Below are 23644 nucleotides of genomic sequence, written 5' to 3' on the forward strand. Positions count from 1 at the left end.
GACTAATCCTGCGCCTTGGCGAAGACATAGCCCGCCCCGCGCACGGTGATCACCCGGCGCGGTTTCTTCGGGTCGTCCTCGATCGCGGCGCGAATGCGCGAGATATGCACATCGATCGAGCGGTCGAACGCCTCCAGCCGCTGGTTCTTCAGGAGATCCATGATCGCGTCGCGCGACAGGACCCTGCCGGCATGCCGGGCCAGCGCCAGCAGCAGCTCGAATTGATGGCTGGTCAGGGCACAGGCCTCGCCGTCGAGACGGATCTCGCGCGCCGCGACATCGATCTCGAGCCGGCCGTAATGCAGGATCTCCGATTTCCGGCCGCCTTTGGCCCGCCGCAATATGGATTTGAGCCGCGCCAGGAGCTCGCGCGGTTCGAAGGGCTTGGGCAGATAATCATCCGCGCCGAGCTCGAGCCCCACCACTCGGTCCATGGCCTCGCCGCGCGCCGTCAGCATCAGGATCGGCGTATCGGCCTCGGCCCGGATGCGGCGGCAGACTTCGAGCCCATCCATGTCGGGAAGCATCAGATCGAGGATCAGGGCGTCGAAGGCCCCGTGCGCCTGGGCGGCGATGCCGGCGGCACCCCTGGCGGCGACCGTCACGCTGAAGCCCGCCCCGCCGAGATAGTCTTTCACCATCTCGGCAAGGCGAGGGTCGTCCTCGATCAGGAGAATTCGCTCGCTCACGCGGCTATTCTATATGTTGCGCATCGGCTTGCACACTTTTCGGGCCGATGCTTCAACCTCGATGCCACCGGTGCCAGAAGCCTCTCCGTTCGGCCAGGAAATCGGCGATCTTCTGGCGCTGCTGGGCGGTGAGGACGTCGGCCGCATCGCCGAGGGCCTGCGCGATCCGCTTGCTCGCCGCATCCCACGCCGCCATCTTGTCGGCACGGAATTTTTCGAGCTCGGCGCGGTCTATGGTGGGCCGGGTGAGGAGGTCGCGCACCCGCTCATGGGCCGCATGCTTCTGATCGATGAGCGGCAGAAGGTCCTTGAGGGCGCCCTTCACGATGACCCTGAGCTTGTCCTGCTGTTCCGTCGTGGCGTCGATCTCGATGGCGAGATGGCGGATCGCGCGGTCGACATGACCCTCGATCTGCGCCGGATCAGGCCGGCCACCCATCCATCCCCCGTGCCATCCGCCAAAGCCATGGCCCCAGCCGGACTCCTCGCTCATGGCCTGGCCGACAAACACGCCGGTCAGGCCGGCGGCGAGCACGAAAACGAGGGTGAACAGCAGCCCGCGCATGCGGCGGGGAGGGGATTGCCCGGCGCCTTCGCGCCCCTGGGTGAGATTGGTCTGGTCGGTCATGATCGGTCTCCGTCATTCACTATGGATGACGGCAATATGCGCGGCCTTCGTTTCGCGGGCTTCTCTCCATTGTAAAGTTTTGTAAGGATCGGGGAGACGGCCTCAGCACGGCGCTCTGGAATACTTCTCCCTCCCCACGCTCTCGCCTTCGCGGAGAGGGAGATTTCGGCAACGTCCGACCCTCAGGCACCAGCGCCCAGCGTGACAAGCAACTCGTCCAGCTGCGCGAACTGCTCGGACATGTCCATCCCTTCCGCGGCGTCGAGGGCTTCCTTCGTGGGATAGAGCTCGCTGAGGGTCAGCAGCGTCTTGCCGTCTTTTTCCTCGAAGGTCACTGTGGTCACCGCACCGTCAGCACTTTCCTCATTGGTCCAGACGAGGCGCGCATTGGGGATCACTTCGAGATACCGGCCAACGAAGGCCGCGGACTCCGCTTCATTGTGGCCGAACACGACGCGGTAGGTGCCGCCGGCACGCACATCCATCTCGACCGAGAGGAGGGGCACGCCCATCGATTTCGGCGCCCACCAGCGCTTGAACAGTTCAGGCCGGGTCCACGCCTCGAACACGATGCGCGCCGGGCCGTTGAAGATCCGCGTGATGATGAGCTCGCGCTCGGATTTCCGTTCGACCGTCATGCGGTCATCGCTTCTTTCGCCCATCGGCTTTCTCCTTCAGCTTCAGTTCCTCGATAATCATGTCCAGCTCATCGAAGCGGGCACTCCACAGCTGGCGATAGCCATCGATCCATGCCGCCTCTTCCGCGAGCCGCCTGCGGCCCAGCCTGCAGGTCCGCACCCGCCCGATCTTTTGGGTGGTGACGAGCCCCGCTTTCTCCAGCACGCCGACATGCTTCTTCATGCCCGTGAGGGTCATGTGGAATTTTTGCGCAAGCTCGGTGATCGACGCGTCCGCACGGCCGAGCTGCTGCAGCACGCCGCGCCGTGTCGCGTCCGCGAGGGCGGCGAAGGAGGCATCGAGGCGGGTGGTCATATACTGAACCATATGGTTCAGTAATTAGCCTGTGCCTCGGCTTCCTGCAAGGGGCGGGAATGGATTTTCTTTCCATCCGCCAGTTCATCATTGAGCGCCGCCGCAAGCTCGAAAAATCTCCGGCGGACGCCCGGCGAATAGGGGTTGGCGCTCTCGATGGCCGCAAAAACCTCAGGCGCGTCGTGGCGCACCATGTTCACGGCCTCCATCAGGAGATCGAAGCTCTTCGTGGTCATGCGCCTGGGCAAGGGCTCCATCCGCACCAGGACCTTGGCGATGAGATGGGTCAGCCCCTGGACCGTCGCCGCTTCGCGATCATGGTCCTCGGGCGTGGTCATGATGACGTTCAGACGCAGTCGATGCCTGAGGAACGCGGCCAGGCGAAGTGCGCTTCGACCGCGGATCGGACAGACGGCGATCTTCAGCCCCGCGATCCCGTCCCGCGCACTTTGCGGGCCGAACAGCGGATGCGTCGCCACGATCTCGGCATGCGCCGGCAGCCCACGCTTCATGATATCGGCCGGTCCCAGTTTCACCGATCCCACATCGAGGACGAGCGCGCCCGGCCGGATATGGGGCGCGATGGCTTCGACGATCTCCTTCAGGCGCCCGACCGGTGCCGCAAGCACGACCACCGGGCAACGCGCCGCCGTCTCGAGGCTGGTGAGCGCGACCCCCAGACCTTCGGCGATATGCTCGCGGCTGGGCGCGGGGTCATGGGCGCACAGTTGGAAATGCGGCCGGATGTGGCGCGCGATCAGCTGCCCGAAAGCGCCGAAGCCTATGATGCCGACAGTCAAGCTTGATGTGGTATTGCTACTTTTTGACATGGACGATCCTCTGATGGGCCGCGAAGCCAGAGGCGTCCTGTTTGAAATCAACCGCTGGCCAGGCAGCGGTTGAACAACGAAAGCACACCCGCCGCTATGAAAGCGGGGCGTAATAAAGCGTGGCGGCGATGAGTGCTTTGATCATGCCGGTGACCTAGCGGCGCGCGGATGGAATGTCAATCAAGACTGCCCGGGGCACGGTGTGTATCTCCGCATGAAATCTCCACTTTTCCTGATCACGCGCTTTGCGGCTTTCGGATAATCCGATGCGCAAACAAAAAGATAGAGCGCCGGGACGATCTCAACTGAGCGTCCGGTCTGGCGCAGCCTCCAAAATCCCCTTGTCCAATCACTTCAGCATGCTATGTCCCCGCACCTTCGTTCGCGACGGTCACCTTGTGACGGCGGGCGGTTCACCCGAACAGCACTCCAGCCTCTTCCACACAGCATAAACCTATGATTCGCCTCGACAATATCAGCAAGCAGCACGGCCACCAGATCCTGTTCATCGATGCCTCGATGGGCATCCAGAAGGGGGAGAAGGTGGGGCTGGTGGGGCCCAATGGCGCCGGCAAGACGACTTTGTTCCGGATGATCACCGGTGAGGACAAGCCCGATGACGGGCTGGTCACGATCGATCCCGGCATGACCATCGGCTATTTCAGCCAGGATGTAGGCGAGATGTCGGGCCAGAGTGCCGTCAGGGCGGTGATGGATGGCGTGGGGCCGGTGAGCGCGCTCATCAGTGAGATGGCGAGCCTCGAGGCGGCGATGGTCGATCCCGACCAGGTCGATCAGATGGATGCGCTGGTCGAGCGCTATGGCGAGGTGCAGCACCGCTTCGAGGAGCTGGATGGCTATGCGCTGGACGCCCGCGCGCGCGAGGTGCTGGCGGGCCTGAGCTTCAGCCAGGAGCGGATGGATGGTGATGTGGGCCAGCTCTCCGGCGGCTGGAAGATGCGCGTGGCGCTGGCCCGCATCCTCTTGATGCGGCCCGACGGCATGCTGCTGGACGAGCCCTCGAACCATCTCGACCTCGAAAGCCTGATCTGGCTGGAGGCCTTCCTGAAAGATTATGAAGGCGCGCTGCTGATGACCTCGCATGACCGCGCCTTCATGAACCGCATCATCGGCAAGGTGGTGGAGATCGACGGCGGATCGCTCACGACATATTCGGGCGATCTCGATTTCTATGACCAGCAGCGGGCTTTGAGCGAGAAGCAGCGCCAGGCGCAGTTCGAGCGCCAGCAGGCGATGCTGGCCAAGGAGATCAAGTTCATCGAGCGCTTCAAGGCGCGGGCCTCGCATGCGGCCCAGGTGCAGAGCCGGGTGAAGAAGCTGGACAAGATCGAGCGCGTGGAGCCGCCGCGGCGCCGCCAGTCGGTGCAGTTCGAATTCCGCTCACCGCCGCGCTCGGGCGATGACGTGGCGAGTCTCAAGAATGTTCACAAGGGCTATGGCCAGCAGCCGATCTATGCCGGGCTCGATTTCCAGCTGCGCCGCAAGGAGCGCTGGTGCGTGCTGGGCGCCAATGGTGCCGGAAAATCGACGCTGCTGAAGCTGGTGGCGGGCGCGACCGGGCCGGATGAGGGAACGGTCAATGTGGGCGCCAATGTGCGGCTCGGCTATTTCGCGCAGCACGCGATGGATCTGCTCGACGGCGACAACACGGTGTTCGAGACGCTGGACGCCGAGTTCCCGCATGCGGGGCAAGGGGCGCTGCGCACGCTCGCCGGCTGCTTCGGTTTCTCGGGCGATGATGTCGAAAAGCCCTGCCGGGTTCTGTCGGGCGGCGAGAAAGCGCGCCTCGTGATGGCCATCATGCTGTTCGATCCGCCGAACTTCCTGGTCCTCGACGAGCCGACGAACCATCTCGACATGGCGACGAAGGAGATGCTGGTGGAGGCCCTCAGGGAATTCGAAGGCACCATGCTGTTCGTGTCGCATGACCGCCACTTTCTGGCCGCGCTCTCCAACCGGGTGCTGGAACTGACCCCCGAGGGCGTGCATGTGTATGGCGGGGGGTATACGGAATATGTGGCAAGGACGGGCCAGGAGGCGCCGGGGCTGCATCCGGGGGGTTAGGGGGCCCGTCTTCGCGCTGAGAGCCATCGCCTTGAAGCCGTCCGAGGACGATTGAGTGGGGATTGGGAGAAACCTCTCCAACGACCTGGCTAACATCATCGATGCCGGGTCATTGATAGTTGAGGCGGTCCACAAATTTGCTACTATGGTCGTCGGGAGTGACCCAACGTGCCGCTCGTTCGGGATGCCAAGACATTGTCGCACAAGGCTGTTTGCTCTATGCGGATGGCAATGGGCACGTTCAATAGTTATGATGATGATGGTCGTATTTGTTCGGTGTTGCTGCACCTTCAACACGCTTGCGAGATGTTGCTTAAGGCCGTACTCGTCCAAAACAAAGTAAAGGTCTTTGACGACAAAAGCGGTAAGAGTATCGGGTTCGGCCGATGTCTCGATCTATGCAGACAACATCATGGACTTACCGAGATCGAGGCCGGAACGATGCGTATGATCGATGCGCTACGTGATGCCGAGCAGCATTGGTTCACGATCGTTGAAGAGGACCTTCTTTACCTGCATACGCGGGCACTAATCACGGTATTCGACGCTTACATGAAGCGGGCGCTCGCCCTCGACTTGTCGTCTCGGATACCCGCCCGCATATTGCCCGTGTCGACCAAACCTCCGGGTGGTTTCGACTTTCTAATAGACCGTGAGTACAAGCTGATCACCGATCTTCTTAAGCCAGGCAAAAGAAAGCGAGACGAGGCTCGGGCGCGCATACGTGGGCTTCTTGCCATGGAAGGCCTTGTTGTCGACGAAGTTCAGATTTCGGAGAAGGATATCAACCGGATCGAAAAAGCAGCAAAGGCGAGGAAAAAACTTGGCGAAGTCTTTCCGAGGCTCAACACCATTGTGAGTGGCATGGAAGGTGATGGACCTGCAGTGGTGGTGCGGTTCTCAAAGAAGGAAGGCGCTCCTGTCAGGTTCGTCGCTGGTGACGATCCGCAAGCGGCTGCAGCGCTGCGCGAGGTAGATCTACAAAAAAAATTCTATCTGGGAGCGTCTGAACTGGCGAAGGTACTGAAGCTCACCGGTCCCCGAGCAGTGGCGCTCAGACGCAGCTTGAAGATCGATGAAGATGCGACGTGCCGCCACACATTTGAATTTGGGAAGGCAAAGCACGACCGCTTTTCAGATAACGCACGGAAGAAGATGAAAGCTGCGCTGGAAGAGGGCATCGATATGGATTTAGTCTGGCAGGAACACGGACCCGGACGGCGGCGGAAGCAACGACCTCATGCGAATGATGGCGTTAAACCAAAAGTGGCTTAGGCTCATACGATCGAGATTCAGGCACATAAAGGATACTGCGACCAGTTGTATCTGCGGGCCTCACATCTACCCGATAGCCGGAACACCTTCCAACGCATTCGCATGATCGCTCTTCTTCCAAAGCCTCGGCATGCTCAGCTGAGCCTCCAACAGCCGACTGAAGGCGCCAAACACGGCAGATGGACTGAACCTCTTTTAGTTGTTCACATTTTGTTCTGGATGTGGTAAATTTCATTTCGGAAACAACAGAGACGTGAATCGGGATTTCGGCAAGGGCAGAACTCCGGTAGCTTGAGACCGGACTACAAAACAGTGCGAGTATTGTTGATGGCCGAAACACAAATCGAATGGACCGATGCCACCTGGAATCCTGTTGCAGGCTGTTCGATCGTCAGTGCAGGCTGCACTAACTGCTACGCGATGGAGATGGCCAAGCGTCTGGAAGCGATGGGTATCGGAAAGTATCAAGGCCTAACACGTCGGAGTGGAAAACGTACCATCTGGAATGGAATTGTTCGTGAAGATCATCAGGCCCTTTCTATGCCGCGTGGCTGGAAGAAGCCAAAGAAGATCTTTGTCAACTCGATGAGTGATCTCTTTCATGAGGGTGTGAGCGATGGCTTCATTGCCAAGGTGTGGCAGGTCATGAAGGACACGCCACGGCATCACTACCAGATTCTCACCAAGCGCCCAGAGCGGATGGCCGAGATTGTGCAGAATGTTATAAAGGATGTGCTACCCAACGTTTGGCTGGGAACGAGCGTGGAGAACGCCGAAGCTACACCACGTATTGATGCATTGCGCGTGGTGCCAGCCCACATTCGATTTATCTCCTTTGAGCCACTAATTGGACCAGTTGGGCCGGTGAATTTGGCCGGCGTCCATTGGGCAATAGTTGGTGGAGAGAGCGGTAGGGCCGCTCGTCCAATCCGTGAAGAGTGGATTGACGAGATATATGATCAATGCTCCGTTTATGACACCAAGTTCTTCTTCAAGCAGTGGGGCACGTGGGGAAAAGACAACAAGCGCCGCTCGAAGAAAGCTAATGGGCGCGAGTATCGCGGGAAAGTTTGGGACAATATGCCGACGTCGCCGAACACCGAATTTTAGTTGGCATACATTGAGAATCCCTGCGGGGGCTGATGGTCGAAAAACCGTACTTATGGCATGAAGGTGCCGTTCTCGAAGAACATACCAAGCGCAAACACAAAATTCTTCGAGAGTACATTGGCCGGTACTTGGCCGTACGCTGCGCCTTCCCGCAGCAAAGCAAATTTCGCCTCGCCATTGTTGATGGATTTGCTGGCGGCGGGCGATATGCCGGCGGGGAGCCGGGTTCGCCTCTGATTTTTGTCGAGGAACTCCGCACGGCAACAGAGTTATTTAACGTTCGTCGAAATGCGGAAGGAATGTCTCCGTTGGATATCGAGTGTTTTCTCGTTCTAAATGACGGCGACCCGGAGACCGTAGAACTGCTCAAGACGCGCGTTGCACCGATGCTGGCCGCCATAAAGGAGGAGGTGCCTCGTTTGCACCTCGAGGTCGAATATCGAAATGATCCCTTCGAGATGGTATTCCCCGAAGTTAAGGAACTGTTGAGTAGGGGGCGCTATCAGAACGTTCTTTTTAATCTTGATCAATGTGGCAACAGTCACGTGGATCGCGGAACATTAACTGATATCCTCTCATCATTCACTTCTGCCGAAATTTTTTACACTTTCGCGATTTCTTCCCTATTGGCATTCCTCAATAGAACCAATCCAACTCTTCTGAGTTCGCAGCTTGGCTTCCTCGGGATTTCTCCAGGGGATTTGTCACCACTCGAGGAGCGCATGAGTAACACACGGTGGTTGGGTGGGGCAGAGCGTTTGGTGTTTAACGCATTTCGCAGTTGCGCCTCATATGTCAGCCCCTTCTCCATCAACAACCCAGAAGGATGGAGATACTGGCTCATACACTTCGCCAACAGCTATCGAGCGCGTCAGGAATATAACAACATCCTGCATCGGAACAGCTCTATGCAGGCACATTTCGGCCGTTCTGGCCTGCACATGCTGTCCTATGATCCACGTGACGATGCCAATGCGCTTTACTTGTTCGATGTTTCAGGTCGCGACGCCGCTAAACAACAGCTGTACGATGACGTGCCGCGCCTCGTGACTGATTTTGGCGACGTTGTCAGCATGAGCCAGTTTTACGGAAGTATCTACAACATGACTCCTGCCCACATGGATGAAATCCACGCGGTGATGATTGAAAATCCGGATCTCGAAGTCATTACGGAGCAAGGCGGCGAGCGTCGAAAGGCATCCAGCATCATTGCGAGTGATACACTTAAGATGAAACGGCAGCGCAGCTTCTTCCCCATGTTCTTGAACGATTCCGATAAGAAAAAGGTGTAGTATCGACGCTGCCCGAGAATCGCATCAATGAAGAAACAAAAGCCGATGAGAAATCCTTGGTGCCAATACTACTACCCCGTCGACGGACGGAGGGCCACGGTGGCGGCTACTTAAGCTGATTCAACTTGCTATGCGCTCATTGCCTCGAACGCTGGCAAACTGGCTTCGATCATCTCGGCACTGCCGGTCAGGCTGATGCGGAATTCACCCGGGCGCTCGAACAGCGTTCCGGGCATCACATAGACGCCGTGCTCGGCCAGCCGGCGGGTGAAGAGGTGAGCATCGCCGCCCGGGGCCTTGCCCCAGATGTAGAATGTGCCTTGCGGCTTGGTCAGCGTGTAGCCCCACTGGGTCAGGGCACCGAGCACGCGGTCGCGCTTCTTCCGGAAGGCTTCGATATCGATCGAGACGGTCTCGAGGTCGGCCACGGCATATTGGGCGAGCGCGTCGGGAAAGGCCCAGCCGAGCGAGATCTGAACGCTCATCGCCAGCTGGCGCAATTCATCACGCGCCTCCTGAGGCATATCGGGGCAGATTGCGAGGTAGCCGAGGCGCAGACCGGGGGCGAGCAGGATCTTGGCATAGCTGTAGTCGATCAGCGTCCAGGGATAGACCTGCGCCGGACTGGTGTAGTGAACGCCGTCGAACCGGATCCTGCGATAGGGCTCGTCCGACAGGATGAAGATGGGCCGGCCCATGTCGGCCGACTTGCGCTGCAGCATCTGGGCAAGCTCGCTCAGCCTCTCGCGCGAATAGACGACCCCCGTGGGATTATGCGGCGTGTTGATGATGACGATGCGGGTGCGCGGCGTGATCGCCCGCTCTATGCCTGAGACATCGAGATCCCAGGTGCGATCGTCGAGCGGAACCTTCACCGGCACGGTGTTGCGGGCCCTGAGCATGGTCGTATAGGCGAACCAGCCGGGCATCGGGATGATGCATTCATCGCCCGGATCCATCAGCATGGAGAAGGCGACGCCGATGGCCGCGAATGCGCCCGGCGTCATGGCGATATCCTCCGGCTCGAAAGCGAGGCCAAGCTCTGCCATTAGCGCCCGGGCGACGACGTCGCGCGCTTCCTCCTCGCTCGTCTTGTAGGCGAACCAGTCCACCCGCCGGGGCTCGATGCGCCGCTTCAGGCTCTCCACCAGCCTGGGCAGCGCCATCTCATGCGGATTGCCGAAGGTCAGATCGGCCCGGACCTGCTCGTCGGGCACGCCCATCCGGTAGGTCCGGAAGAAGTCGCTTACGGTATCGAGCTCGGCAGCGGCCGCAACGGCCCGGTCCGACACAAGCTTCATGGAATTCCCCTTTGCGCATCTCAGCTTCTGTGTAGCCGAGCTTTGACGCCAATGGCAGCACGATGTGGCGTCACCAGAGGAGTGCAAGCTTGATGCGGGGCAGGCGGGCGGGCAAATGGCTGACGATACCCTGTGAAATCCGTCAGGTCCCCTCCCGGTCGGCGGCAGGGGTATCGCATATGAGAATTTCTCTGCTTGCCGTTAGCCGTTCCCCTTCTCCCGCAAGCGGTCGCAAGCGGGAGAAGGGGAAATAATGGAGAGCGCGGAGGCGCGTTAGGCGTCTACCAACCCATATGCGATTGCCCTGCGGTCGGCGGGGACGCCTTGCTCCGGCTTCAAACCGGGTTTGCTTGTCGTGGATATGGCCGGCCGAACCGTCGCCAGCAGCTCACCAGGTGGGATCGCGACCTTCGAGATCATCCTCCGCGGCGGTCCGCTTCGGGCGATGGGGGCCGGCATAGGGTGTCACATAGGCCAGCCTGAATGCATCGCCCATCAGCCTAAGCAGGCCCGTCAGCGATGCGCCGATTGCGAGCCCCGGAAGACCCGGCCGCTTCAGGCCGGGACGGCGGATCCTGATCGGTGCGGCAGTGGAAAGATCGGTCATGGCGTCCTCCTGCGACTTTCAGAGCATGACACCGCTGCCCGCTCAGGTCCCTGGCGCCGACCTGAAGAGTCCTGAAGAATGCTGAAATTCGCTTCCAGGACCGGCTTCGATTATCGTATCGTCGATCAAGGGAGGCTCGGAATGGACCTGCAGTTCGGGCATTACCGGTTGAAGCCCACCGAAAGGCTGCTGCTCGGGCCTGAGGGACCGGTGGAGCTTTCGGCGCGGTCCTTCGACATCCTCAGCCTCCTGCTGGCGAAGCCGGACGAGGTGATCGGCAAGGCGCAGCTCTTCGCCACGGTCTGGCCGGGCCTCGTCGTGGAGGAGAACACGCTGCAGGTCCATGTATCGGCGCTGCGCAAGGCGCTCGCGGCCGGCATGATCACGACGGTGCACGGAAGGGGCTACAAATATGCCGGCCCCCGGCCGGAAGCGGCGTCATCGGCGGCACCCGCCGCGGATGAGGCGATGCCGGCGAGCAAGCCATCCATCGCCGTGCTTCCCTTCGCCAATCTCAGCGGCGATGCGGCGCAGGATATCTTCTGCGACGGACTGGCGCTCAACATCGTCGCCAATCTCGGCCGCTATCACGAATTGTTCGTCATCGACCGGTATTCGACGCTGGCCTACCGCAACCGGACGGTGACAGCGGCCGAGGCGGCGCGCGAGCTTTCGGTTCGCTACATTCTGGAGGGCAGCGTCCAGCAGGCGGGCGAGCGCATCCGCGTCTCGGTGCAGCTTGTCGACGGCGCCGAGAGCCGGCAGCTGTGGACCGAGACCTATGACCGGCAGCTGACGGACATATTCGCGGTCCAGGACGAGATCACCGGCACGATTATCGGCACGCTGGCCTCGGGCTATGGCGGCAGGCTGGGCAAGGCCTGGCGTGAGCGCGGCAAGTCCGCAGGCCTCGCGAGTTTCGTCGCGCTCGATCATCTGCAGCGCGCCTACGACACCTGCCGTTTCACCAAGGAAGGCGAGGCCCGCGCCAGGGAGGAACTCGCCATGGCCATCGAATGCGATCCGCGACTTGCCAAGGCCTATAGCAAGATGTCGTTGAGCCACACGGTCGACGCCTATTGCGGCTGGGCCGACGACTACGCCGCCTCGATGGAGCTGGCCCGCCAATGGGCCATGAAGGCGATTGCCTGCGACGACGGCGAGGCCTGGTCGCACTGGGCCTTCGCCAGCTTCAATCTCTATTCATTGAATCACGGCGTGGCGCTCGAGGCCTTCCGCAAGGGCCTCGACTGCAATCCCAACGACGCCGAGGTGATGACCGATTTTGGGCTTTGCCTGAGCTATGCCGGCAGGGCGGAAGAGGGCGTCGAATATGCGCTGAAGGCCATGCGCCTCAATCCGTTTCACTATGAATGGTACACGGCCCAGCTGGGCCAGATCTATTTCGATGCCGGCCAGTATGACAAGGCCATCGCCACCTTCGCGGCCTTGCGCTCGCTCGACAGCGCCGTCCTGCGCCTCTATCAGGCCGCGAGTTTCGCCGCCGCCGGAAACCGGCAACAGGCGCGGACATCGGTTCAGCGCGCGCGTGAGCTCGATCGCGGTGCGACGGTCGGGAAATGGACGGACCCGAAGCTCGCACCCTATGCCGATGCGATTGCCCGGGAACATCTGCGGCAGAATCTCAGAAAGGCGGGCCTGCCGGAGCGGGCTGCTTCCCGATCCTGATCGGGCCTGTGCCCGCATCGGCTTGAATCTCGCCAGATTTGTCACTCCCACCGTCCCGACCTCAGCGCTTAAGTGTTCGCAGGTGAGAACACCAACAGCGCAAGAGCCGAATGGAAGGAAGCAATCCCATGAACACACATGTGACCAATGCCATGTCGCAGACAGGCGCCGGAAGCCATCGCATCGTATCCCGGGAGCAATGGGTCGCCGAACGCAAGAAGCTGCTGGCGCGCGAGAAGGAACTGACGAGGTTCCGCGACGAGGTCGCGCGCGAGCGCCGCCAGCTGCCCTGGATGCGCATCGACAAGGACTATGTCTTCGAGGCGCCCACGGGAAGGCTGCGGCTCGGCCAGCTGTTCGACGGCCGCCGCCAGCTGCTGGTGCAGCATTTCATGCTGGGCCCCGGCTGGGAGGAAGGCTGCCCGAGCTGCTCCTACATGGCCGACCACAGCGACGGCATGAATGTCCATCTGGCGCATCGCGATGTCACTTTCATCGCCGTGTCGCGCGCCCCTTTCGCCGAGATCGAGCGTTTCCGCCGGCGCATGGGCTGGAAGTTCACCTGGGTGTCGTCCTTCGGCAGCGACTTCAACTATGATTTCGGCGTCAGCTTCACGCCGGACGAGGTGGCGGGCGATGCCTGCCGCTATAATTACGGCACGTCGTCTCATTGCTACGAGGAACTGCCGGGCATCAGCGTGTTCATCAAGGATGAGGCGGACACGATCTTCCACGCCTATTCGACCTATGCGAGGGGCGTCGAGGTGATGATGGGCACCTACAGCATGCTCGATCTGACTCCTGAGGGCAGGGGCGAGCGCGACGTCGATCACAAGATGGAATGGGTGCGCCACCACGACCGCTATGAGCCGGCGCCGCGCGGGAAGGACAAGGCCGGTTCGTGCTGCAGCTAAGCGAAGGCTGGCTGCTCTCCAGGCCCCGGATCAGCGGATATTGCGGTATGATTCCAGGGGCGGCCCGTGGTAGGAGAAACACGACATGCTGTGAGGGGGCAGGCGATGCAGCGGCGACAGATGTTGACGGGGTTCCTGACCGGATCGATCGCCGCGGCAATTCCAGGGAGGTCGGGGGCCATGACGACGGAGGAGATGAAACGGCGGGCGCAGGAATATGAACGGAAGGCGCTGGAGAAGTTCCCGCTCAAGCTGATCGAGGTGCCGGGCGAACAGGCGCTGGCGAAATGGCAGGAACTGAAATCGGCCGGTCAGGGAACGCCCGTCATCCTGGGGGGCGACGAGACGGATCGCCTGGGCAATCTGCTCACGCCCTTCGGCCCCGATATTCCGGGCACGCCTCCGCTTCAGGCCGTTGAAGACATCGTCAGGCTCGCTGACGGCATCAGTTTTCCGAACGATCTCGCCAAGCGGAAGAAAGAGGACGAAGAATTCTTTCTCCAGCAATTCAAGGCTCAATTCGGCGCAAACCCAAATATGACGCTTCCCAAAGTCGTCGAGATGAATGAAGGAGGCACACGGACCTTATCGAAAGAAGAGATATTGGCGGCGATGGAAAACCAGCCCGACGAGCCGCCGCTGGGCGACTGGCCCGCCACGCCTGAGCCCTCCGCGGGGCTCACGGTCGTCAGAGATATCCTGACCGGCAAGCCGTTCTCGAAAGTCCATATCGGTATCGCGCCGACCGATGACTGGACCACCATTCCGGCCTATCTGCGCTGGGGCGGGTGGAACGAGTGCCCGGCGCCCGAATATCATGTCGCGGCGCTCCGGAGCTGGCGCGACCGCTACGGCGCCGAGCTCATCGGCATGAGCTTCGACACGATCAATTTGCGCGTGGCCGGCAGGCCCCGGACTCGGGAGGAGGCGCTGGCGCTGGCGCGTGATCAATATGTCTATTGCGCCGACATCATCGATCAGGGCTTCCAGAGCTACAGCGCGCTCGCCGCCGACCTGATGGCCAATGACTGGTGGTACTTCTGGTGGGATTGAGCGCAAAGCCGGGCAGGTCCCGGGCGTCGTTCTCATCCGCATCTGACGCAGGCATATTGATCTGAGGGCGGCGTGATATTAGGAATCACCTCACCACAGGGGAACAGCCATGGGAATCTCACGCCGCGCGCTGATGGCGTCCGCACTCGCCTCGGGGCTTTTTACCGGGCGCCGTGAAGCCTTCGCGCTGGCCGGGGAGCCGTTCCCGGTCTTCGAATCCGATGCAAAGGAAATTCCCTTCAAGTTCAGGCGGCGCAGCGTCGACTATGCGACGAACGAGCCGCCGGGAACCATCGTCGTCAATACCGGGGACAAGTTCCTCTATCACGTCGAGGGCAACGGCCGGGCGACGCGCTATGGCGTAGGCGTCGGCAAGGCCGGCCGGTCCTGGTATGGCGAGGCCACGATCGGGCGCAAGGAGAAGTGGCCCATCTGGGTGCCGACGCCCGAGCACCTGGCTGAGTTCCCCGACATGATCAAGCACATCCATGGCATGCCGGGCGGCAAGGACAATCCGATGGGGGCAAGAGCGCTCTATCTCTATCAGGGCGATGTCGACACGGTGATCCGCATCCATGGCGCGGTCAAACCCTCGCTCATCGGCAGGAAGACGACCGCCGGCTGCATCAGCCTGATCAATATCGACATCATCCATCTCTATGAGCGCGTCCAGCTCGGCGCGCGCGTGGTGATCCTGCCGCCCGACGCCTGATCGGCCTTTCACGGCCATGCCGGCGATTTAGGACAGGCGGAACTCCGTCAGTCTGTGGCGGAGTTCCAGCAGCTTTGCACATTTTCGTCGCATCGCCGACGAAAAGAAGATCCACATTCACCAGCCTCATGCGGAAAGGAGGAAAGAATGGATGCAAAGACAACCGCAAGGACATCATTCATGCGCGCGCCCGGCGCCGGCGCGACGCTGAAAGTTCTCACCGCCACCCATATCTACAAGGCGACGGCCGAGGAGACGGGAGGATCATTCTCGCTCTGGGAGGCCGTGTTCCCACCGGGCTCGGGCGCGCCGCCGCACACCCACACGCACGAGGACGAGGCCTTCTATGGCCTGAGCGGCGAGCTCCAGATCGCGTTCGAAGGCGCGCCGGAACCGCATCTGCTGAAAGCCGGTGGCTTCTTCTTCGGCGCCCGCGGCCGGCGTCATGCGTTGCGCAATGTCGGCGCCGAGACGGCGCGCGTCCTGATCCTCTCGGCGCCCAGCGTCGGCCTCGACAGGATGTTCGTCGAGCTGGATGCGGCCACCGCCGAGGGCCATCCGGGAATGGACAAGATCGCCGCCATCACCGCGCGCTACGGCGTCGTCATCGAAGAGCCCTCCGGGGAAAGCCAGGGCGATCGCATATAAGGATTTCTCTGCTTGCCGTTCGTCGTTCCCCTTCTCCCGCCTGCGCAGGGCTGTCCGGGGAAAATGAATTCGGTGTCGAACTCGTCCAATCATTTCCCCCTCTCCCGTCCGAAGGATGGGAGAGGGTGCCCGACCTTGCTCCGCCGAAGCGGAAGTTATCTGCTCTGTCGGGACGAAACCTCGGCTTCGCGAAGGCGAGAGGGCGGGTGAGGGCTCTTGTCACGTGCCCCAAAAGCACCGAGGTTCCGCGATAACGTTGGCATACACCTGAGCAGGTCGGACCGAAGAGCCCTCATCCGGCCTTCGGCCACCTTCTCCCATGCTGCGCACGGGCGAAGGGAAACCGAGGTGAGTTCTGAGTCTCGGTTGTCAAAGATAAGGTTATATCCCTGCTCTTGCGGGCATTCTACGAATGCCTCGCACTTTTTCCCCGGACAGCCCTGCCCCTTGCGGGGAAGGTGGCGCAAAGCGCCGGATGAGGGTGTCCTTCGTGCTGACACTGCGAAGCATTCCGCGAGCTCAAGCCTGCTGTTTGCCCAACATCGAAGGCCACTGCATGCTGAACCAACACCCTCATCCGCCCTATTGGGCACCTTCTCCCGCAAGCGGGAGAAGGGGAAATGATGGAGAGCGCGGAGGCGCGTCAGGCGCCCTGCCAACCCGCATTCGATAGCCCTCCGGGGAAAGCCCGCCCCCCTTGTGACGCTCGCCGCATTGTCCGAGGCAATTGTCGGGCAGGGCCGCACTGTCTATAGGATCAATCCTGAAGGCGCTGGGTCGTCAGGGAGAATGAGATGCCGGGTAAATTCGTCATGGCCAGGGAGGTCGCGGCGCAGACCGAGGACTGGGGTACGCTGCGCTGGCTGAGCCATCCGCCGAGCACCGGCGCCGGCCAGCTCACCGTGATCGATGTCGGCCTCGAGCCCGGCAAGGGGCATGATTTCCACAAGCATCCCGACCAGGAAGAGGTGATCCTCGTCGTCTCGGGCAAGGTCGAGCAGTGGGTCGACCGCGACAAGCGCCTGTTGGGGCCGGGCGATTCCGCTTTCATTCCGGCCGATGTCGTGCATGCCTCGTTCAATGTCGCAGACACCCCGGCCAGGATCGTCGCCATTCTCGGTCCCTGCGTCGGGCCGATGGGCTATGAGCTGGTCGATGTCGCCAAGGACGCGTCGTGGAAGACGTTGCGGGCTCAGGGCTGACGACCGGAATGTGCCAATTCGCGGCCGGCGGAACCGGGCAGCCGGATCGCCTTGCGCGTTACTCCGTCATGGCCTGGGCAAAACACCTTGCCAGATTCCGCGGGACGCCGAGCTTGCGCGCCCAGGACACCAGCTCGGGCTTTTCCGAGGCTTCGGCATAGCCGCCCCATACGTCACGAAGCCGCTTCTTTCCGCCGACCCTCTGGAAGAACATCACGCCATCGTCGCTCACCGGCGTGGAGACATAGGCCGCGCTCCAGTCGCCGCTCTCCAGGATCGCGTTGAACGTCACCTGCGCGGGCTTGATCCTGTTCCCGATCGCCGAGGCGACGAGAGGGGCGTATTCGCCCTTGCGCGCCTGCGTCACCTCGACCTTCACGCCGGCGCAGGCGCCGCCCGCGGCCAGAGCCGGCGCCGCTCCCAGCCCGGCGAGGCCGATCGCGACAATTGCGGCATGCCGCCATATGATGTTGCTGAATTCAAACATTGAGGGCATCCTCCTTCTTCACCGCGGGGGCGGTCGATGGGAGCCGTCACATCCGATTCATTGCCGGTCCGGCGTGCCGGTACCTGTCAACGCCCGGACTTCCGCCATTTTCGCGCCGTGCGATCCCTCGATGCAAGGCGCAATTTCGACATGCTTAACTGCCGTTGCGTAATTAACACATTTAATTCACGCCGAAGCGCGCGCAGGGTTGACATCGTGCCGGGGAAGACCGAGGATGAGCGGGACAGTCGGCGGCGGCTCTCGCAGGACTTTTCAGACGGAGGTCAAGTGATGAACCTGATGTCACCCATGAAACTGACCGCCTTGACCGCGGCCGCCTGCCTGATGATCGCAGCCGGCACGCCGGCCCGGGCGCATCACGGCGGCGCATTGGTCGGCGGCCTGGTCGCCGGCGCCATTGTGGGCTCCGCCATTGCGTCCAGCGGGCACAGGCATCACAAACACTATTACTATGGCGGACCTCCGCCGGTCTATTACCCGCCGCCGCGGGTCTATGGTCCGGCCTATTGCGGCTATCCGCCCTATCCGCCCTGCTACTAGAGCCGGATTGTTAATCTGAAACAACGAGTCCGCACGGGCGCGGTCCCGACCGGCCCAAACACAATGGAGCATGCCCATGGACAGATTTACAATCGCGGTGCTCGCGCTCGCTTGCATGACCGGCGCTGCCTTTGCCCAGGAAGCCACGACGGACAAGGCCACGCCCCAGGTGGAAGCCTTGCCGACGCCGGCCGATTGCACGCTGACGAAGGCGCAGCTTTGCAAGGCGGATGGCGGCTGCGCCGAGAGCAAGTCGCTTGGCGAGCTTGCATTGCCGGCGAAGCTCCTGATCCACTACACCGACAAAGTGATCGCGAGCGTAAGCGCCGGCGGGCTTCCGCATGTCTCCACCATCGATACGCTGTCGAGCACGGGCGAGAACCTGACCTTGCAAGGTGTGGACGGGGCCACGGGATGGGTCATCCAGACCTCCCGGGCGGAGGACGGCGTCTCCTTCACCGTGGTGTCTCATGAGGTGGTGCTGACGGCGTTCGGGACCTGCAAGGCGACCCACTGAACCGCCGCCGGCGCGATCACAGGGCCGCCGCCAAGCAGGATGGCGGCAGATATCAGCCGAGGGCGCCGCCGGCTTTCTTCCAGGCGGCGATACCGCCCTCGATATGGCGCGCCGAGGCGATGCCGGCATCCTGCGCCGCCTGCACCGCCATGGCGGAACGCTCGCCAAAGGCGCAGTAGAACAGAAGCTGCTTGTGGCCTTCGGTCTCCGCGAGCTTGCGCAGCATGCCGCCCACGCCGATATTCTCCGGCAGCTCGGGGTAGGGTGCATGCAACGCGCCCGGAATGCTGCCATGGCGCTTGCGCTCGTCCTTCTCGCGCAGGTCGATCAGCACCACGCCGGGCTGGCCGACGATATCCCTGGCCTCTTTCGCCCGATAGGCCCAGCCGCGCCGCGCCACTTCTTCCTGGTGCAGGCCCTGGCGCATATTGGCGGGGACCGCGACATCCATCATCTTGGGGTTCCCGAGCTTGAGGCTGTTCATCAGCGCCGCATATTCCTCGACCGATTTCACCTGCAGCCTCGGATTGAAGGCCTTCTCCTCGCCGATCGTCGACACCGTGTCGCCCTTATAGTCATGGGCCGGGAACACCATCGTCTCGTCCGGCAGGCGCAGCAGGCGGCCGAACAGCGATTCATATTGCGCGCGCGGATCGCCATTCTGGAAATCGGTGCGCCCGGTGCCGCGGATCATCAGCGTGTCGCCGGTGAAGACGCGGTCCTGCATGTGGAAGCTGTAGCTGTCATCCGTGTGGCCGGGCGTATAGATCACATCCATGCTGACGCCCTCGATGGTCAGCCTGTCGCCGTCGGCGATGCGCATCGACACCACATCGACGCTGCTCTGCTCGCCCATCACGGTGATGCAGTGGGTGCGGTCGCGCAGGGCGCCGAGGCCGGTGATGTGATCGGCATGGAGATGCGTGTCCACCGCCTTGACGAGGTGCACATCGAGCTCCTTCATCAGTTGCAGATAGCGGTCGACCTTCTCCAGCACCGGATCGATGATGAGCGCCTCGCCGCCGCGCCGGCTGGCGATCAGATAGGAATAGGTGCAGGACACCGGTTCGAAAAGCTGACGGAAGATCATCGCATGCCTCTATCAGGACGAAGAGCCTGTGATGACATATATAGTGTCATAGCGGCGAGCGGATTTCGATAACCGTTTGGACTGCGGGGGATCATTCGGTCCGCCGCACGAACCGCGCCTTGTTCCTCTCATGTAGTGCCAGAAAGCGGTCACGTATGAGGGTGAACAGCCCGGCGGGAAGATAGCCTAAAGCGACGCTGGCCGGGCCGCCATTTCGCGCAAAACGAAGGTCCGGTCCCGGCCAGGTGAAGATATTGCCTTCGCTCAGGACAATCCATGACTGGTCATCGTCAAGGCCGAGGCGCCGTTTGGTTGGCGGCGGAATCTCGACAGCGCTTCCGGGATCACGAGGTGGAACATGCGTGATCGGCAGGACGATGACACGCAGATCGCCGGCTTCCGTCCTGGTCGCGAGCAGCACGGCGCAAGGGCGATCCTTGACGCCTTCTTCGCGCCCCAAAGCGTGTTCATGACTCCACAGATAGGAGTAGCGGATTACGAGGCCGGGTTTTGGCTCGGGAAGGCTCACGCCTTCTTCGTCTCAAGCTCGTGATCGAAGAGGGCTGCCTCTGCCGGCGGCTCGGCGGCGGTGATGGCCGTCATGTCCGCGTCCGAAAGCTCGCCGGTGTGAAACACCTGGCGGTCACGCCGTCTAAGCCGATGGTATTCCTCAGCGGAAAGAAGGACTGTATGTTCGCGATTGTGCTTGAGAATCACGATGGGCTCGCGCTGAGCCCGGTCCTGGAAGACGCCAGGCGTTTTGATGAATTCGGTTGAACTGATCTTGACCATGACCGGCACTCGGATTATTCGAATAATTCGAAATATACGGATATTCCAAGGGATTTTCAAGGATCTCCCACTCGCCGCCTGTGTTGCCTTCGCATGCCTTTTCGCGACGCCCGCAAGCGCGGTTCCCTTCGAGGCCTGCGTGAAGGGCATTCGCGGCGACGCGCTCAAGGCCGGCGTCAGGGCCGATATTGTCACGGCCGCGCTCGGCGACATCAGGTTCGATGAAAAGGTGGTGCGCTTCTCGCGCAACCAGCCGGAATACAAGCTCGCCATCTGGGACTATATGGCCTTCCTGGTCGATGAGGCGCGCATTGCCGACGGCCGGACGATGATGCGCATCGAGGCCAAGACCCTGGCCGCCATCGAAAAGACCTATGGCGTCGACCGTTTCGTGCTCACCGCTTTGTGGGGTGTCGAGAGCGATTACGGGAAGATCGAAGGCGATTTCTTCCTGCCCCGGGCGCTGGCGAGCCTGGCTTGCTCGGGGCGCCGGGCGCGGATGTTCAGGGGCGAGCTGATCCAGGCGCTGAAGATCGCGGCTGCGGGCGATGTGAAGCTCAAGGACCTGCACGGATCCTGGGCCGGCGCCTTCGGCCACACCCAGTTCATGCCCTCGACCTGGCGAAGGCTGGCGGTCGATTTCGACCGCGACGGCAGGCGCGACATCGTCAACTCGGTCGCCGATGCGCTCGCCTCCAGCGCCAACTTCCTCAGGAAATCCGGCTGGCGCTCGGGCCTGCCCTGGGGCTTCGAGGTGAAACTGCCCGCCAAATACAAAGGCCCGGTGGGCCGCGGAAAGAAAGCCTCACCGGCAACCTGGGCGAAGAGGGGCGTCACGCGCGCCGATGGCTCAGCCCTGCCCAGGTCCGGCTCCTACGGTTTGCTGCGCCCGGCGGGGCGCAACGGACCGGCCTTCCTGGTGTCGCGCAATTTCGATGCGCTTTATTCGTACAACGCGGCCGAATCCTATGCGCTGGCGATCTCGCATCTCTCCGATCGCCTGAAAGGGAAGGGCGCGTTCACGAAGGCCTGGCCGACCAATGATCCGGGCCTGTCGCGCGCCCAGCGCAAGCGCCTGCAGGAACTGCTGATCGCGCAGGGTCTCTACAAGGGTGAAGCCGACGGGCGCATGGGCCCGCTGACCGCCGCCGCGATCCGGCTCGCCGAGAGAAAGGCCGGCCTGAAGGAGACAGGCCGGCCCGGTGCGCGCATTCTGGAGGTGTTGACGGGAAATAATTAGGCAATGACCGCCGCATCGACCGCGTCGAGAACATTGGTCTCGAGGTCGGATAATTGCCATGCACCGCCCTCGAACAGGGGCAGATGTCATGCGCCTCATCGCCTTAGCTGCCATTGATGATCTCGAGGAACGCCTCCCCATATCTGGCGAGCTTCGTCTCGCCGACACCGGGGATCCCTGCCAGCTCCGCGATGCTGCGTGGCGCCCGGGCGGCCATTTCGGCCAGCGTCTTGTCGTGGAAGATGACATAGGGCGGGACATTCTGCGCCTTGGCGAGTTCCAGGCGCTTGGCGCGCAATCTCCCGAACAGGGCCTCGTCGGCCGCAGGAAGCGTGTCGACCGTTGCCCGGCGGGCTTTGCGGTCACGCTTCGTCTTTTTTAAGATCCGCAGGCTGAGCGCCGGTCTGTCGCGCAGGAACTGGCGGCCCTCTTGCGAGATGGAGAGGCCGCCATGGCCCGTCACATCGACCGTGATCAGGCCATGGGCGATGAGCTGGCGCAGGATCGAGCGCCAGGCATTGCGGTCATGCTCCTGGCCGATGCCGAAAGTCGAAAGCTTGTCATGACCGAGGCGGTCGATGCGCTCGTCATGCTCGCCGAGCAGCACCGAGACGACATGCGCCTGGCCGAAGCGCTCGCCGGTGCGATAGATGCAGGACAACAGCTTCTGGGCGGCGATGGCGCCATCGAAGGTCTCAGGCGGATCGAGGCACACATCGCAATTGCCGCACGGCCTGCCGTCATCGCCGAAATAGCGCAGCAGCACCTGGCGCCGGCATTGCGAGGATTCGGCGAAGCCCAGAAGCGCGTCGAGCTTGCGGCGTTCCACCTGCTTGCGCGCATCGGGCGCATCGCCTTCCTCGATGAAGCGGCGGCGCAGCACCATGTCCGCCGCCCCATAGAGCATCAGCGCCTCGGCGGGCAGGCCGTCGCGGCCGGCGCGCCCGGTCTCCTGGTAATAGGCTTCGATGCTGGCCGGCAGATCGGCATGCACGACGAAGCGCACATCGGGCTTGTCGATGCCCATGCCGAAGGCGATGGTGGCAACCATGATGAGGCCCTGCTCATGCTGGAAGCGGCGCTGGTTCGCCTCGCGCGCCTTCATCTCCATGCCGGCGTGATAGGGCAGCGCCGTGAAGCCGTGGTCGTTCAGAGCCTCTGCCATGTCTTCCGTCTTGCGCTTGGAGAGGCAGTAGACGATGCCGCTTTCGCCCTTGCGGGCCTTGAGGAAATGCAGCACCTGCTGGGTCGTGTTCACCTTCTCGGCGGCGCCATAGCGGATATTGGGCCGGTCGAAGCCCGAGACGAATCTGTTGCCGTCGCCGATGTCGAGATGCTGGACGATCTCGGCTTGCGTCGGCGTGTCGGCCGTGGCGGTAAGCGCCAGACGCGGCACGCCGGGAAAGAGCCCGGCGAGGCAATCGAGTGCCCGGTATTCGGGCCTGAAATCATGGCCCCATTGCGAGACGCAATGTGCTTCGTCGATGGCGATGAGCGACAAGGGCTGCGCCTTCAGCCGCGCGATGTTCTCGGGCTTCAAGAGCGTTTCCGGCGCCATATAGAGAAGGTCGAGCTCGCCTTCCTCGGCCTCGCGCCACAGGAGCTCTTTCTCGGGCCCCCAGAGCCTCGAATTGAGCGCCGCCGCCTTCACGCCGGCCTGCCGCAAGGCGGCCACCTGGTCTTCCATCAGCGCGATGAGCGGCGAGACGACGAGGCCGAGGCCGGGGCGGATGAGGGCGGGGATCTGGTAGCACAGCGACTTGCCGCCGCCGGTCGGCATCAGCACGAAAGCGTGGTTGCCCGCCAGCACATGATCGATGATGTCGCGCTGCCGGCCGCGAAAACTGTCATAGCCATAGACGCTGGTGAGGATGGAGAGGGGATCGGCCGGCATGCTAGAATCGATCATGGAAGAGGTTTTCGACACTA

25 protein-coding genes are annotated in these 23644 nt (G+C 62.0%); 13 read left to right on the forward strand and 12 right to left on the reverse strand.

Features of this window, described 5'->3' with window-relative positions; translation table 11 throughout:
- Positions 1-2: 2 nt before the first annotated feature.
- The 5 genes from DT068_RS07685 to DT068_RS07705 form a co-directional block, all read right to left on the reverse strand.
- Positions 3-689, reverse strand: a complete 687-nt coding sequence (locus DT068_RS07685; protein WP_119389199.1) for a response regulator — start codon at positions 687-689, stop codon at positions 3-5.
- A gap of 52 nt (positions 690-741) precedes the next feature.
- Positions 742-1317, reverse strand: a complete 576-nt coding sequence (locus DT068_RS07690) for a Spy/CpxP family protein refolding chaperone (RefSeq protein WP_119389200.1) — start codon at positions 1315-1317, stop codon at positions 742-744.
- Between the two features lie 182 nt (positions 1318-1499).
- Complete coding sequence (locus tag DT068_RS07695; protein WP_119389201.1) at positions 1500-1979, reverse strand: SRPBCC family protein; 480 nt, start codon at positions 1977-1979, stop codon at positions 1500-1502.
- A complete protein-coding gene (locus DT068_RS07700; protein WP_119389202.1) occupies positions 1960-2322 on the reverse strand; it encodes an ArsR/SmtB family transcription factor in 363 nt (120 codons plus the stop codon). Before DT068_RS07700 ends, DT068_RS07695 begins: the two co-directional genes overlap by 20 nt.
- A 5-nt stretch (positions 2323-2327) precedes the next feature.
- On the reverse strand, positions 2328-3140 hold the full coding sequence (locus tag DT068_RS07705; protein ID WP_119389203.1) for a prephenate dehydrogenase/arogenate dehydrogenase family protein: 813 nt from the start codon (positions 3138-3140) through the stop codon (positions 2328-2330).
- A gap of 456 nt (positions 3141-3596) precedes the next feature.
- Here DT068_RS07705 and DT068_RS07710 point away from each other — a divergent pair, with 456 nt between their 5' ends.
- The 4 genes from DT068_RS07710 (at position 3597) to DT068_RS07725 (ending at position 8902) form a co-directional block, all read left to right on the forward strand.
- Positions 3597-5225, forward strand: a complete 1629-nt coding sequence (locus DT068_RS07710; protein WP_119389204.1) for an ABC-F family ATP-binding cassette domain-containing protein — start codon at positions 3597-3599, stop codon at positions 5223-5225.
- A 168-nt stretch (positions 5226-5393) separates the two neighbouring features.
- Positions 5394-6500, forward strand: a complete 1107-nt coding sequence (locus tag DT068_RS07715) for a DUF8611 domain-containing protein (RefSeq protein ID WP_368904524.1) — start codon at positions 5394-5396, stop codon at positions 6498-6500.
- 327 nt (positions 6501-6827) lie between these two features.
- On the forward strand, positions 6828-7610 hold the full coding sequence (locus tag DT068_RS07720) for a DUF5131 family protein (RefSeq protein WP_119389206.1): 783 nt from the start codon (positions 6828-6830) through the stop codon (positions 7608-7610).
- A gap of 32 nt (positions 7611-7642) precedes the next feature.
- Entirely contained in the window at positions 7643-8902 is a 1260-nt protein-coding gene (locus DT068_RS07725) for a three-Cys-motif partner protein TcmP (protein WP_119389207.1), read from the forward strand.
- Positions 8903-9030: 128 nt separating this feature from the next.
- Here DT068_RS07725 and DT068_RS07730 read toward each other — a convergent pair whose 3' ends face one another.
- Both DT068_RS07730 and DT068_RS07735 read right to left on the reverse strand, forming a co-directional pair.
- A complete protein-coding gene (locus DT068_RS07730; RefSeq protein ID WP_119389208.1) occupies positions 9031-10203 on the reverse strand; it encodes an aminotransferase class I/II-fold pyridoxal phosphate-dependent enzyme in 1173 nt (390 codons plus the stop codon).
- Positions 10204-10591: 388 nt separating this feature from the next.
- Positions 10592-10810, reverse strand: coding sequence for a hypothetical protein (locus tag DT068_RS07735; RefSeq protein ID WP_119389209.1), 219 nt, complete (start codon positions 10808-10810; stop codon positions 10592-10594).
- Positions 10811-10888: 78 nt separating this feature from the next.
- On the opposite strand from DT068_RS07735, the gene DT068_RS07740 reads away from it, so the two are divergent.
- From DT068_RS07740 to DT068_RS07765, 6 genes are all read left to right on the forward strand, one after another.
- Positions 10889-12499, forward strand: coding sequence for a winged helix-turn-helix domain-containing tetratricopeptide repeat protein (locus DT068_RS07740; protein ID WP_119389210.1), 1611 nt, complete (start codon positions 10889-10891; stop codon positions 12497-12499).
- 128 nt (positions 12500-12627) lie between these two features.
- Positions 12628-13413 carry a DUF899 domain-containing protein gene (locus DT068_RS07745; protein ID WP_119389321.1) on the forward strand — a complete coding sequence of 262 codons (786 nt, stop codon included), beginning with the start codon at positions 12628-12630 and terminating at the stop codon, positions 13411-13413.
- 180 nt (positions 13414-13593) lie between these two features.
- Positions 13594-14466 (forward strand): DUF4253 domain-containing protein, encoded by an 873-nt coding sequence (locus DT068_RS07750; RefSeq protein WP_368904525.1) that lies wholly within the window; start codon positions 13594-13596, stop codon positions 14464-14466.
- A gap of 109 nt (positions 14467-14575) precedes the next feature.
- On the forward strand, positions 14576-15178 hold the full coding sequence (locus DT068_RS07755; protein WP_119389212.1) for a L,D-transpeptidase: 603 nt from the start codon (positions 14576-14578) through the stop codon (positions 15176-15178).
- A 147-nt stretch (positions 15179-15325) separates the two neighbouring features.
- Complete coding sequence (locus DT068_RS07760) at positions 15326-15826, forward strand: cupin domain-containing protein (protein ID WP_368904526.1); 501 nt, start codon at positions 15326-15328, stop codon at positions 15824-15826.
- A 794-nt stretch (positions 15827-16620) separates the two neighbouring features.
- Positions 16621-17028, forward strand: a complete 408-nt coding sequence (locus tag DT068_RS07765) for a cupin domain-containing protein (protein ID WP_119389213.1) — start codon at positions 16621-16623, stop codon at positions 17026-17028.
- Positions 17029-17086: 58 nt separating this feature from the next.
- On the opposite strand, the gene DT068_RS07770 is transcribed toward DT068_RS07765, so the two are convergent.
- The gene (locus DT068_RS07770) at positions 17087-17515 is read right to left on the reverse strand and encodes a hypothetical protein (RefSeq protein WP_119389214.1); all 429 of its coding nucleotides are present in this window, start codon (positions 17513-17515) and stop codon (positions 17087-17089) included.
- Positions 17516-17824: 309 nt separating this feature from the next.
- Between DT068_RS07770 and DT068_RS07775 the strand changes: the two genes are divergently transcribed.
- Both DT068_RS07775 and DT068_RS07780 read left to right on the forward strand, forming a co-directional pair.
- Positions 17825-18076 carry a hypothetical protein gene (locus DT068_RS07775; RefSeq protein ID WP_368904527.1) on the forward strand — a complete coding sequence of 84 codons (252 nt, stop codon included), beginning with the start codon at positions 17825-17827 and terminating at the stop codon, positions 18074-18076.
- Positions 18077-18152: 76 nt separating this feature from the next.
- Positions 18153-18593 carry a hypothetical protein gene (locus DT068_RS07780; RefSeq protein WP_119389216.1) on the forward strand — a complete coding sequence of 147 codons (441 nt, stop codon included), beginning with the start codon at positions 18153-18155 and terminating at the stop codon, positions 18591-18593.
- Positions 18594-18645: 52 nt separating this feature from the next.
- Here DT068_RS07780 and DT068_RS07785 read toward each other — a convergent pair whose 3' ends face one another.
- The 3 genes from DT068_RS07785 to DT068_RS07795 form a co-directional block, all read right to left on the reverse strand.
- Complete coding sequence (locus tag DT068_RS07785) at positions 18646-19683, reverse strand: MBL fold metallo-hydrolase (RefSeq protein WP_119389217.1); 1038 nt, start codon at positions 19681-19683, stop codon at positions 18646-18648.
- 91 nt (positions 19684-19774) lie between these two features.
- Positions 19775-20212, reverse strand: a complete 438-nt coding sequence (locus tag DT068_RS07790; protein WP_119389218.1) for a hypothetical protein — start codon at positions 20210-20212, stop codon at positions 19775-19777.
- Positions 20209-20484, reverse strand: coding sequence for a type II toxin-antitoxin system Phd/YefM family antitoxin (locus DT068_RS07795; RefSeq protein WP_438816416.1), 276 nt, complete (start codon positions 20482-20484; stop codon positions 20209-20211). The genes DT068_RS07790 and DT068_RS07795 overlap by 4 nt, the downstream gene beginning before the upstream one ends.
- Positions 20485-20614: 130 nt before the next feature.
- Here DT068_RS07795 and DT068_RS07800 point away from each other — a divergent pair, with 130 nt between their 5' ends.
- Positions 20615-21715, forward strand: a complete 1101-nt coding sequence (locus DT068_RS07800; RefSeq protein ID WP_368904528.1) for a lytic murein transglycosylase — start codon at positions 20615-20617, stop codon at positions 21713-21715.
- A gap of 103 nt (positions 21716-21818) precedes the next feature.
- Here DT068_RS07800 and recQ read toward each other — a convergent pair whose 3' ends face one another.
- A complete protein-coding gene (gene recQ, locus DT068_RS07805; RefSeq protein ID WP_119389323.1) occupies positions 21819-23609 on the reverse strand; it encodes a DNA helicase RecQ in 1791 nt (596 codons plus the stop codon).
- Between the last annotated feature and the right edge of the window lie 35 nt (positions 23610-23644).

This window comes from Taklimakanibacter lacteus (genome assembly GCA_003576695.1).
GTDB lineage: Bacteria > Pseudomonadota > Alphaproteobacteria > Rhizobiales > Aestuariivirgaceae > Taklimakanibacter > Taklimakanibacter lacteus.

What these genes read in the sequence shown, in the direction of transcription:
- DT068_RS07770 (WP_119389214.1), bottom strand. Translation starts at nt 17,515, where the DNA reads ATGTTTGAATTCAGCAACATCATATGGCGGCATGCCGCAATTGTCGCG.
- DT068_RS07785 (WP_119389217.1), bottom strand. Translation starts at nt 19,683, where the DNA reads ATGATCTTCCGTCAGCTTTTCGAACCGGTGTCCTGCACCTATTCCTAT.
- DT068_RS07765 (WP_119389213.1), top strand. Translation starts at nt 16,621, where the DNA reads ATGCCGGGTAAATTCGTCATGGCCAGGGAGGTCGCGGCGCAGACCGAG.
- DT068_RS07730 (WP_119389208.1), bottom strand. Translation starts at nt 10,203, where the DNA reads ATGAAGCTTGTGTCGGACCGGGCCGTTGCGGCCGCTGCCGAGCTCGAT.
- DT068_RS07705 (WP_119389203.1), bottom strand. Translation starts at nt 3,140, where the DNA reads ATGTCAAAAAGTAGCAATACCACATCAAGCTTGACTGTCGGCATCATA.
- DT068_RS07690 (WP_119389200.1), bottom strand. Translation starts at nt 1,317, where the DNA reads ATGACCGACCAGACCAATCTCACCCAGGGGCGCGAAGGCGCCGGGCAA.
- DT068_RS07695 (WP_119389201.1), bottom strand. Translation starts at nt 1,979, where the DNA reads ATGGGCGAAAGAAGCGATGACCGCATGACGGTCGAACGGAAATCCGAG.
- DT068_RS07750 (WP_368904525.1), top strand. Translation starts at nt 13,594, where the DNA reads ATGACGACGGAGGAGATGAAACGGCGGGCGCAGGAATATGAACGGAAG.
- DT068_RS07745 (WP_119389321.1), top strand. Translation starts at nt 12,628, where the DNA reads ATGAACACACATGTGACCAATGCCATGTCGCAGACAGGCGCCGGAAGC.
- DT068_RS07775 (WP_368904527.1), top strand. Translation starts at nt 17,825, where the DNA reads ATGAAACTGACCGCCTTGACCGCGGCCGCCTGCCTGATGATCGCAGCC.
- DT068_RS07760 (WP_368904526.1), top strand. Translation starts at nt 15,326, where the DNA reads ATGGATGCAAAGACAACCGCAAGGACATCATTCATGCGCGCGCCCGGC.
- DT068_RS07725 (WP_119389207.1), top strand. Translation starts at nt 7,643, where the DNA reads ATGGTCGAAAAACCGTACTTATGGCATGAAGGTGCCGTTCTCGAAGAA.
- DT068_RS07740 (WP_119389210.1), top strand. Translation starts at nt 10,889, where the DNA reads ATGCTGAAATTCGCTTCCAGGACCGGCTTCGATTATCGTATCGTCGAT.
- DT068_RS07700 (WP_119389202.1), bottom strand. Translation starts at nt 2,322, where the DNA reads ATGGTTCAGTATATGACCACCCGCCTCGATGCCTCCTTCGCCGCCCTC.
- recQ (WP_119389323.1), bottom strand. Translation starts at nt 23,609, where the DNA reads ATGCCGGCCGATCCCCTCTCCATCCTCACCAGCGTCTATGGCTATGAC.
- DT068_RS07720 (WP_119389206.1), top strand. Translation starts at nt 6,828, where the DNA reads ATGGCCGAAACACAAATCGAATGGACCGATGCCACCTGGAATCCTGTT.
- DT068_RS07755 (WP_119389212.1), top strand. Translation starts at nt 14,576, where the DNA reads ATGGGAATCTCACGCCGCGCGCTGATGGCGTCCGCACTCGCCTCGGGG.
- DT068_RS07735 (WP_119389209.1), bottom strand. Translation starts at nt 10,810, where the DNA reads ATGACCGATCTTTCCACTGCCGCACCGATCAGGATCCGCCGTCCCGGC.
- DT068_RS07710 (WP_119389204.1), top strand. Translation starts at nt 3,597, where the DNA reads ATGATTCGCCTCGACAATATCAGCAAGCAGCACGGCCACCAGATCCTG.
- DT068_RS07780 (WP_119389216.1), top strand. Translation starts at nt 18,153, where the DNA reads ATGGACAGATTTACAATCGCGGTGCTCGCGCTCGCTTGCATGACCGGC.